This is a genomic window from Phocaeicola massiliensis B84634 = Timone 84634 = DSM 17679 = JCM 13223 (assembly GCF_000382445.1).
Lineage (GTDB): Bacteria > Bacteroidota > Bacteroidia > Bacteroidales > Bacteroidaceae > Phocaeicola > Phocaeicola massiliensis.
This window is the reverse complement of the sequence record NZ_KB905475.1, coordinates 328,690-338,880: the sequence shown is the minus strand read 5'-3', so window position 1 is coordinate 338,880 and position 10,191 is coordinate 328,690. Positions and strand designations below refer to the sequence as shown.

General features: G+C 41.5%; 7 protein-coding genes and 1 pseudogene. 3 read left to right on the top strand and 5 right to left on the bottom strand.

The window, feature by feature from the left end; translation table 11 throughout:
* The first annotated feature begins 92 nt into the window (after nt 1–92).
* The 3 genes from HMPREF1534_RS20195 (at nt 93) to HMPREF1534_RS00355 (ending at nt 4,149) form a co-directional block, all read left to right on the top strand.
* Nucleotides 93–347, top strand: coding sequence for a helix-turn-helix domain-containing protein (locus HMPREF1534_RS20195; protein WP_081626398.1), 255 nt, complete (start codon nt 93–95; stop codon nt 345–347).
* Between the two features lie 92 nt (nt 348–439).
* A complete protein-coding gene (locus HMPREF1534_RS00350) occupies nt 440–3,733 on the top strand; it encodes a hypothetical protein (protein WP_005945512.1) in 3,294 nt (1,097 codons plus the stop codon).
* A 77-nt stretch (nt 3,734–3,810) separates the two neighbouring features.
* On the top strand, nt 3,811–4,149 hold the full coding sequence (locus tag HMPREF1534_RS00355; RefSeq protein WP_005945510.1) for a hypothetical protein: 339 nt from the start codon (nt 3,811–3,813) through the stop codon (nt 4,147–4,149).
* Nucleotides 4,150–4,265: 116 nt separating this feature from the next.
* Here HMPREF1534_RS00355 and HMPREF1534_RS00360 read toward each other — a convergent pair whose 3' ends face one another.
* The 5 genes and pseudogenes from HMPREF1534_RS00360 to HMPREF1534_RS20190 all read right to left on the bottom strand — a co-directional run.
* Nucleotides 4,266–5,327 (bottom strand): OmpA family protein, encoded by a 1,062-nt coding sequence (locus HMPREF1534_RS00360; RefSeq protein WP_005945508.1) that lies wholly within the window; start codon nt 5,325–5,327, stop codon nt 4,266–4,268.
* Between the two features lie 5 nt (nt 5,328–5,332).
* Nucleotides 5,333–5,962 carry a DUF4369 domain-containing protein gene (locus HMPREF1534_RS00365; RefSeq protein WP_258462381.1) on the bottom strand — a complete coding sequence of 210 codons (630 nt, stop codon included), beginning with the start codon at nt 5,960–5,962 and terminating at the stop codon, nt 5,333–5,335.
* An 81-nt stretch (nt 5,963–6,043) separates the two neighbouring features.
* Nucleotides 6,044–6,961 (bottom strand): BT1926 family outer membrane beta-barrel protein, encoded by a 918-nt coding sequence (locus tag HMPREF1534_RS00370; protein ID WP_005945504.1) that lies wholly within the window; start codon nt 6,959–6,961, stop codon nt 6,044–6,046.
* A 23-nt stretch (nt 6,962–6,984) separates the two neighbouring features.
* On the bottom strand, nt 6,985–9,732 hold the full coding sequence (locus HMPREF1534_RS00375) for a hypothetical protein (protein WP_005945502.1): 2,748 nt from the start codon (nt 9,730–9,732) through the stop codon (nt 6,985–6,987).
* A 69-nt stretch (nt 9,733–9,801) separates the two neighbouring features.
* A pseudogene (locus HMPREF1534_RS20190) lies at nt 9,802–10,050 on the bottom strand (helix-turn-helix domain-containing protein); the annotation flags it as partial.
* Between the last annotated feature and the right edge of the window lie 141 nt (nt 10,051–10,191).

Genomic DNA, 10,191 nt, shown 5'->3' with positions numbered 1-10,191 from the left:
AATGCTTATATGGAATCTATACAAAATAAGGGATAAATCCCGAATTACCTCTCTTTCTCAAATATAACTGATAATCAACGTAATATCCTCTTATTGCAACCGGCACGAATACTACCTACCTGTCGAATGTCGTCAATCATTACTTTAAATGCAACTTTAAACACTTGCTGAACAAATACCGCATAAGATATGCTAAACAATTAATATCCAATGAAGTATATTCTCCAAATGAACTTTATAAACCTTGCGGTTTTTCCTCTCGAAGCGCTTTTTATGCAGCATTTAAGAAAATTATGAGAGTATCTCCTTTATATTATCAAAAGTATTATAAAGACAAGCAAATATAGCAATATTGAACTCATATACAGTTACTTAAATCTTGAAAAAAACAATAACAATTCTATTTTTTTTAAATTTATAAATTTAAAGTTTTTCTATTATGAACAAAAAATTTTTAAGTGCAGTCCTGTTCGGAGTTTTGATGGCTTCATCTACAGGAACGTTCGTGTCTTGTAAAGACTATGATGATGACATCAAGGATTTACAAGAAGAACTGAATAAAAAGGCTTCACTTGAGGAAATGACTCAAAAACTTTCCACAATGGAAACTGCTGTGGCTGATGCAAAAAAAATAGCAGAGGAAGCAAAAGCTAAAGCAGAAGAAGCTTTGAAAAAAGCCGAAGAAGGAGGCAGTGGTAGCGGTGAGGTTACTTCGACAGACCTTGAGAACTTGAAGAAAGAACTTCAAGCACAAATTAGCAAGCTTGCTTCTTTAGAAAGTGTAGACAAAAAAATCGCAGCTTTGAAAGAAGAGTTAACAGGTGACTTCATTACTTCAGAAAGCTTGCAGGCTTTAAACGAGAAGGTAGATAAATTGAGTGCCGAAGTCATGCAGATTATAGGTCATCGTTTGACTAGTCTTGCTTTAATTCCAACAGAACATATCAATGGTATTGCCGCTATTACTTTGACTACTCTACAGTATACTCCTCAGAGATATAAGGCAATGGAGGAACATGAATCGAACCCTGGTAATCATACCAATCGTCCTGTTTTAGACCATGAACCTGTTGGTGAAGCACGCTATATTTCTACAGAAAAGAATGAAGCTTATTTCCATGTAAGTCCAAGCATGGGAGTGCGTACCGAAGATATTGAGCTGCCATCATTTGATTGTATCACATCAAAAAACACACAAAGATCTGCTGATGTAACATCAAACAGCCCGATTGTACCGACAAGCAAGGAAATTAAGGACGGAGTATTGACTGTTACATTCAAAAAAAGTGAAGATTTCTTAGGCAAACAGATTACTACAGACAAGGTAGACAACACAGAAACATTCTATATGGCGTCTTTGAAAGTTCCTGTTACTGAAGCTAATTACACAGAAACAGAGAAAGCTGACAAAGAAGCAGGAAAAATTGAGGGAGTATATGTAAATTCTGAATATTCTCGTATAGAGGAAATTGTGGCTATCCCTTATTTGGCTAACTCTAAGACTGATTTTGCAAAACCGATTGAGGGCGAATTTGCAGATGAGATTCAAAAAGATGCAGACAACAAAGATATTTATGTTCATTATCATGATTCTATTTGTCTGTATGGCTCAACCAATAATCAGTTGGTGGATGTTGAGCAGGCATATAATGAACCGCTTGACTTAAATAAATTGGTTACTGTTTGTACTACTACTAAAGCTAACAAACATGCAGAACACAGAGAACTGGAAAATTATGCAGATTATGGATTAGAATTCCGTTTTGCTCTTGCTCAGGCTGAATATCTACAGGGTGACCGCAAGACTGACGAACAGGCATTTGCTAAAATATTAAAAGGCAATATGCTGAAATCGGAAGTTTATGATGTGGATTTGGCAGATAACGAGTTCTCAAGAGCTTCTATCGGTCGTGAACCCATTGTACGTGTATCATTAATCGATACAAAGAATGGTAATGCACTGATTGCACAACGTTACATTAAAGTGCGTTGGATTGACAAAGCTGAAGAACAGACATTAAAACCGTTCAATTTCACTGAAGACATTATCAGTTGCAAGGATATGTTCCAGCAATTGTTCTCTCAGGATATGAATGAAGCTATCTACCATCAAGTTCAATTCAATGGTGGACAAAGTATGAGTAAGACTGAGTTCCACAATGTATTCAAGACTTTAAAAGTGAAGAGTCTGATGAAAGATGGTCAAGCAATGGATTTAAGTAAATTCACTGTTTCTACAGATGCTGCTGCCGATTGGAATGAAGGTAGCAAACAACAAGAAAAGGATGGAGCAGAAGCATTGAAGAATGACGTAGATTTGTTGTTCGGTTTCTTGGAAGACGCACAAGACAATACTTCATACAATCTGGTATGGGCTATGAACCCTGCAACTGTAGGTGCCCTTAAGGATAATGGAAATGGTAACTACTCTTCTACATTTGATATCGAAATTGAATATGTAGATGCTGTAGGTACTGTAGGTAATATCACTCAGCACTTTACTCAGGAAATAGTTGCTCCGAAACAAGAATTTGCTTACCAAGGAACATACTGGAAAAATGGTACAGGTGAAGGTATATTCAACGTAAATCCGCTTGTATTCACAACTAATAACAATGGTTGGAATAATGGAGCAGGAGTTACACCTGATCATGAACATGAGTATAATGGAACTGATTGTGAATTGAAAGCTTATAGCCATATTTCCGCAGACCTTGTTAACGGATATATCTACCAATCTACAAGTGCTAAACCTGAAAATTTGGCTCAGTTTATTAAGAATATCCGTTCTTGTGCCGATGTAAGATTTGTATTTGATGAGGCTCGTTTCAATAACTATGATTATTTGGCAGGATATCATGTAAGCCAAGATGGTATTTCATTATGGAAGGGTACTGCACCTGCTACATGGAATAACTTCGAATACGTCCAGGAAAATAAGGAAACTTTAGCTGCAACTATCGAAAACAAGATGGGTGCTGGAGAGTTGTCAAATACTCAATACTTGCCATGGGACTTCAATGAAACACTGGGTTCTGGAACGGATGAATGCGAAAGCCACGTTCGTTTACACGAATTAGACAAACTGAATGGTACACCTGCAGCTCAGGCATTGGTTGGTAAATCTGTTCCTGTAAACTTGGTTGTTGAATACAATGAGTTTAATATAATTCCTGTTCAGAAATTTGAAGTATTCTTCATTGATCCTTTGACTATTGACGGTAGCATTAACGGTAACTTTGTTGATGCAGAAATCGATGGTAGCTTCTTGAATGTAGCAAACGGATTCAACTTTACAGACTGGAATGGAAATAAAGTTGCAGCTCGAGACCTTACGGAAGTTAAGGACGGTGAATATGCACATGAATTGTATGATTTCTACGGTGTTCACAATGTTAAGTTCTTAACAGATAAAGTAACTACCAGCTTGTCATATGATGCAGCAACTAACACTTACAAACATACCGAAGGTGTGAAAGACGGTAAGTTGCCAACCAAGGCATCACTGAAACAGATGGAAGCTACTGAAAATGGTGGTGTGGTTGATAAAGCAAATGCTCAAGAAGTAGCTTCAGATCCTACCCACTTGGCATACTTCAACAATGAAGGTACTCCGGTTAATGTTGATTATAAGATGTATATCTCTGTTGAAGTTGCTCATAAATGGGGTGTCTTGAAGAAAGAAGCTCTCGAAGTGAATGTTCACAAGGCAGACGGTACTCCCAATAACTAATATTTAGGACTACAATATGAAAAGGACGCTTTTTAAAAGGAGCGTCCTTTTTTTACGAAATCAAAATAAAAATAAACATGAAGTTATTTACTTATACGCTGATTCTTCTTTACTTTTATATATTTTCCTCATGCAAAGGAGATAGCAGTAATTCTGCTCCCTTTGATGGTGTGTTTGTTACGGAATCAGGGATAAAATTTGAGTTAAAAGAAGATTCAACCACACTTATCCTATTTGACGATACCTTAAATTATGAAGGTGTATGGTCTATACATCATACTAATGAGTCAGAGTATGCCAATATAGAATTTGCCGGCAAACCGGACTATTATTATTTAAAAGATAAGAAAATCTATCGTAGCAAGAGAGAGATGGAAAGTGACTGGATGGGAACAAAAATACAATATCTCAATTGATATTTATAACATTGATGCTATTAAGAAACTTTATTTTATATCATAAATATAGAAGGGCGGTCTTCAATTGAGAAAACTACCCTTCTTTTCACCAAAATATTATAAAAGCGGCTCTCTTATTCCGCAATCATAATTACTACACGGTTCCAGTCATTTGTTGTGAAAGGCTGCACCTCGGAACCCTTGCTGTCCACACTCAGTCGGTCTGCACTGATGCCGTACCTGTTAATCAGTTCGTCGGCCACCATGCGTGCACGTTTTTTGGCAAGCTCGGCATTGACCTTTGCACTTCCCGTTCCCTTGTCGGCGTAACCGGTGATGGTTGCCTTTGAGCGGGGATACTGCTTCATATAGTCCGCAATGGCCAGGATGTTGACCTGCTGGTCCTCGGCGATGTCCGTCTTTGCCAGCCCGAAGGAAACGTGGCTTTTGATGCCCGGCACGCTCTTTTCCACCTCGGGACACGGAACGGGTTCGGGACACTTATGGCTGTCGATTGCGCCCTGCAGCTCGTTGATCTTGTCATTGAGCGACTTCACGTATGACTCGCTGTAACGTTCGTTCCTGTACGCCACCGGCTTGCAGTCGGGACATTTCAGGTTGAATCCCGTACCGAACTTGTAGGTGATGCCCACCAGCACGTTGTAATAGGAATCGAAGCTGTGGTCGTCCCGGCGGTTCCAGCGGTCGGAAACACCGTTTGCCAGGGCTTCAACATTGAAATCGAAGGCTTTGTTCAGGCGGAAGCTTGCCTGGATGCCCAGCCTTGCCATGAAGCTGCTCGCCCCCTCGTCAAAGGTCCGGTTGTAACCGACACCCGCGATAAGGCGTGCATTGAAGAAACGTTCGGGATTGCTCCCGCAGAACAGGCTGCTCATGTTGAACAGGCCGTCCACGGTGGCCGCACCATAGTAGAACCCCTCGGCGGGCCTGCTGCCGCTTCCGGCCCTTCCCCTCCAGCCGCTGACAGCCAGACGGGCACCCACATAAGGATTGAAGTACTTGCCGACAGCAATCTGTCCTGCCGGAGAAATCAGTTTGCCGATACCCGTGCCGTCCAGCGAATAGGAGGCACCAAGCTGGCCCTGGAGGAACCAGTTGTCATCCGTACTCTGAGCGTTGGCGCTCATACCGGCACCCGCCAGTAATAAAGCTGCAATAATCACCTTTACTTTCATAGTCACTACTGTTTTAATTGGTTATTTGTTTCATCCAGCCGCTTGCGGAACCATTCACCCGCCCGCTCTGCGATATGTGCTTTCTGTTCGGGGGACAGACGCGAGCCGTAGCTGCGGAAGATATAGACTCCCACTTCGTTGTCCTTGTTCTGGAGAATGGAGGATTCCAGCAAAACGGAGAAATCCTTTTTGATTTTCCCGTGGCTTTCCCCTTTCCCGGCCATCTCGTCACCGAACCGGTCGACAGCCAGCAGGAAGTCCTGCAGCCTGTCGTTCAAATCCGTCCCCGAGGTGAGGACCAGCTCTCCCAGAACCACTTTTACAACTCCCTTTTCAGTCACCACGGGAAGCGTAACGGGGAACAGGTCATCGGAGGAGGCCTTCAGCACCAATAGGGACACTTCAGGTGAGGTTTCCCCCAAGGTAAAGCGGAAAGTGCCGTTCTTCACGATGGTACTGTCATACGTTTCCGGAGTCAGTGCGTGGCGCAGGTAAACCTGCTTCCCCTCGTAGTTTTTGTCCTTTACCGTCCCTTCTATGGTGCATCCTTTGGGAACAGAAGTACACGCACATAATGACAGGACGACTATCAGAAAAACGGTCATTTGCGCTAGAAAACATGTTCTTTTTCTCATCTTTCTCATTTGAAAAAAGCCGTCCGGCTAAATCGCTTTAGCGGAACGGCCTTTTGTTATTTACTACGTAAACGGGTTACGTCAGAATCTGATACCGAGCTTCAGCACCGGCATATCAAAAATCTTGATATTATGGTGTGAGGCGTTGTACTTGTCAAAACCTTTGGGGCACAGCTGGATGACATCGTAACGGTAGGCCAGGGGTTGGAACTGGAATCCCAGCACCAGGCCCGGGGCCAGGCTGTATTCGATACCGGCTACACCGGCAGCCTTGATGCCGAACATCTGACCGGCACGGCTGCCCGAGAGATAGACCTGGGTAGGAAGACCGCCGAGTTCGTCGGGGTCAACCGGTTTTCCGGTTTCTTTATCGGTTTCTACCATATCTTCATCATAATAATTATCGCCTGTATAAGGTTCTGTAGTCTCGATACGTGCCATCTGGAAGCCTAAAGAGCCACCCAGATAGGGATGGATGCGAGGATTGCTCACTTTGAAATAGCGGTTAGTTCCCACGCCAACGTACCAGTTGTTGGTCATCCGTGCACTAATGTAATCTTGTGCCGGGATAATCATGTCGGGTACTTCCGTATAGTTGCCTTCCACATAGTCTTTCTTGGGAGTCAGGTTGATATTCATGCTGAACTGGAAGTTGATATCCCAGCAGTCAGACAGGAAATATTTGCCTTCAATACCCAGAATGTTGGTCAGACTATTGTTATTCAAACCGTCAATGTTCAGGTATCTGTTTAAGTCCCCCTGTGATGCCTCACCTTTGTCGGGCAGTCCGACCGAACCGCCGGTATTGGTGAAGGCAGGGAGCAGGTAGGAGGTTTTTTCATTGTAGAAATTGTTACCTCCGCCCAACAGGACAGATACTTGCCACTGGCCTTTCTTGGGAGCAAACAACACGCCATCACTCTCACTGCCCACAGTCTGCGCCAGCAAAGGCGCAGAGAGGATAGTGAGCATCAGTAATGTGCATAGTTTCTTGATCATCGTATAATTACGTTTTTACTTAATTATTCTGCTACTTTACTGTAAAGAGCCGCAGTAACTTCTTGAACTTTGTCTGTCCAATAAGTCAATTCCTTAACTGCTGCCTCATAATTAGCCTTAGCATTGTCAACTTTAGCCTGAGCCCATTCAATTACATGTTGAGCAGACATATTGCCATTCTTATAAGCATCAAGCATTGCTTCTGCCTTAATCAATGCAGATTCAGCGGCAGGAATAGTTGTTTCTTGTAAAGTCTTGATTTCATCCTTCAGATTTCCAATCAGAGCAATGTATTTTTCTGTTTGTTTCAGAAGTTCCTCGTCTGCCCAATCTGTATCAAATCCACCAACAGATCCTTCAACCGCATCAATAACATTGCCAATCTTTTCACTCAGAGCTAAATCTGCTTCAATACCTAATTCCTGAATAGGAGCATTGATGTTATCGGCACATTCTTTTTGGGCAGCACTTGCAGCATCGATCAATTCTTTAGCTTCAGCCATGAAGTCAACTTTTGCTGCTGCAATGGTTGCTTTTACTTCTTCCAATGCTTTAACAACTGCGGCAAACTGGTCAACCTGAGCTACAGATTCTTCAGCAGTCTTCACTCTCTTTTCTGCTGACAATACCTTGCCGCATGCACCAACTCTTTCAGGTGTCTTTTCCCATTGTGCCTTGATCTCAGCATCAGAAGGTTCTGTCTCACGGCCATATTTTGTACCATTAACAGTATAGTAACCCAATGTTTCAACATCTCCATACAATGCTTCTGAAGCATCCAGCAATACACTACGTACATCATCCACTGTATTAATCTTCTTCAAGGCAGCATCAGCTTTTACAGACGGTTGTTCACCGGGGGTTACAGTTTCAGCTGTACCTTCAGTCCAGAAAACGTTTAACTTGTCTTTTGTTACCGTGCTTTCAGTTAAGCCAAAGTAAGTTATCAAAGCTTCCAAATAACTATCTTTATTATTTGCATCGCTCAACCATGCCTGGACACTTTTAGTGATAAATTCCGTTCCAATTCCTACGGCCTTGTTCAACTCTAATGTAACAGTGTTGCTTGTAAGTCCGGGACCAGCATTAACAGCATTATAATAGGTAACAACCGCATCTGCAAAAGCCTGGCGAGCCTTTATTTGTGCCTTTACCTTTTCAGTACCCGAGAGGGCATCTGCTGCAGCTATTGCTTTAACGTAAACGTCAGCGGCTGTTTCTACAGCCTTTTTATCAGCAGTTTCAGTGGCGTAAGCTTTAGCTTTTCCCCATGCAGTAACGGCATCTTTCCAAGTTTTAGTAGCACCAGTCTTCGCTTTTTCCATTGCTGTCAAGTTCTCTTTAGCAGCAGCCAGTTCCTTGTTTGCCTGTTCTATATCAAGACTTGGAATATCACCTTTTGCTTTATTCAAGGTTTCAATAACAACATCAATTGCTTCATTCATTTTTGCATACTCAGTTCCCTGACTTCCGTTGAAGACAATAGCGTCATCTAACAGTTTTACACCTTCCGTATTCCAATATTCATAAGGTGCTACACCATCTTTTTCGGCATCCAGTTTTGCTTTTTCCAAAGTAACGGTTCCATTGTCCTTATTATCCCTAACAACACCCAGCAAGTTAGATTTATCTAATGCAACAGTAAACTGATTAGCACTATTATCATAGGTTACATAAGAACCGGCTTTAGCGAAGTCTAACGCTGATAATTTTTCCTTCAAAGCATCAGAAGCTTTGATTACAGCATTATCTTCTGCACTTTGAACAATCTTTCCGTCTTTAAATGTATTTGTTTTGAAAGCAGCGGCATTGTCCAATGCTTTTTGCATAGCCATTGCCTTATCTGAATTTTCAATAACAATTTTGTTGGCAGCAATTGTTTTATCTGCTACTACATCATTCAAAGAATCTTGCTTTGCTTTATATTCAGCTTTTACTTTCTTCCAGTTAGCTAAAGTTTCGCTTGATTCCAAAGCAGCCAAAGCTTCTTTTTTGATACCTAATTCAGCAACGGTAACTTCCAATGTTGTTTTTGCTTCAGCTACTGCTGCATTGAGCTTAATTTCACTGATATTCTCAAAGTTTCCAGCGTTGACATCTGATTCATACGTATCATATGCAGCTTCCAAGATACCCTTAGCACTATTTTCCTTATCAACTTTATCGTCTTTAGAAGACCATGTTACTTTTCCTGTAGTTTTATCTACACTGGCAGTGTAACGAGTGTAGCTACCACCATATAATTTGGCGTATGCATAAGAATACTCTCCTTGAACATAATTCAATTGTCCCAGTTCCGCTTCACTCAGATAGTTTTTTGACAACTCGATGGCTTTCATAGCATCCTCGTAATCTTTTCGAGCTTGTGCTAAAACAGTTTCTGCGGCTAATCGATCTGCTTCCCAAGTAAGTTTGTTCTTAGCCAAATCAGCTTCAATTTTTGCCAATTCTGCAGCCCAATAAGCTTTTTCTGCCTCTGTTTTAGCAGCTTCAACTTCATTTTTCAGCCTCTTCTCTTCATTTTCCAATTCTTGTTTTGCAGCCATAGCTTCTGTCCATTTAGCTTGAGCCAAATGTTCAGCAGCATATGCATTCCTCAATGCAGCTTCCGCTGTTTCTACTGCAACCTTGGCACGCAAGAGTTCAGCCTTGGCACCGCGAAGATTTTCGATACCTGCGGGTTCATCGTTGTCGATACATCCCGTGAAAGTCACTGAAGAGCCGGCCATAAGAGCTCCGAACAGGACTACACTTAAAAATTTTTTGTTCATAATAGAAAAACTTTAAATTTATAAATTTAAAAACTTGATTTGTTTTTTGTTTATTATTTTATAAAGGACTTAATCGTATTCAGAAAGAAACGGGAGCATATTCCCGGGATACCGTGAAGGAACCACACCGACTTCTTTGGTAAAGGCAGAATAGAAGACACTTCTGGATGTAAATCCGCAAAGCTTTATCAATTCATCAGCCGTGCGCTTTTCCTTTCGTAGAAGGAATTTGGCATACTCCACCCGACATCTGTTCACCAATGTCTTAAAGTTGCATTTAAAGTAATGATTGACGACATTCGACAGGTAGGTAGTATTCGTGCCGGTTGCAACAAGAGGATATTACGTTGATTATCAGTGGTATTTGAGAAAGAGAGGCAATTCGGGATTTATCCCTTATTTTGTATAGATTCCATATAAGCATTCATAATCTTGGTTATAGATTATGGCAGAAGCAAT

Bases quoted from the DNA above. Each gene is read 5' to 3' on its own strand.
- HMPREF1534_RS00375 (WP_005945502.1), bottom strand. From the start codon at position 9,732: ATGAACAAAAAATTTTTAAGTGTAGTCCTGTTCGGAGCTCTTATGGCC.
- HMPREF1534_RS00355 (WP_005945510.1), top strand. From the start codon at position 3,811: ATGAAGTTATTTACTTATACGCTGATTCTTCTTTACTTTTATATATTT.
- HMPREF1534_RS00365 (WP_258462381.1), bottom strand. From the start codon at position 5,962: ATGAGAAAAAGAACATGTTTTCTAGCGCAAATGACCGTTTTTCTGATA.
- HMPREF1534_RS00370 (WP_005945504.1), bottom strand. From the start codon at position 6,961: ATGATCAAGAAACTATGCACATTACTGATGCTCACTATCCTCTCTGCG.
- HMPREF1534_RS00360 (WP_005945508.1), bottom strand. From the start codon at position 5,327: ATGAAAGTAAAGGTGATTATTGCAGCTTTATTACTGGCGGGTGCCGGT.
- HMPREF1534_RS00350 (WP_005945512.1), top strand. From the start codon at position 440: ATGAACAAAAAATTTTTAAGTGCAGTCCTGTTCGGAGTTTTGATGGCT.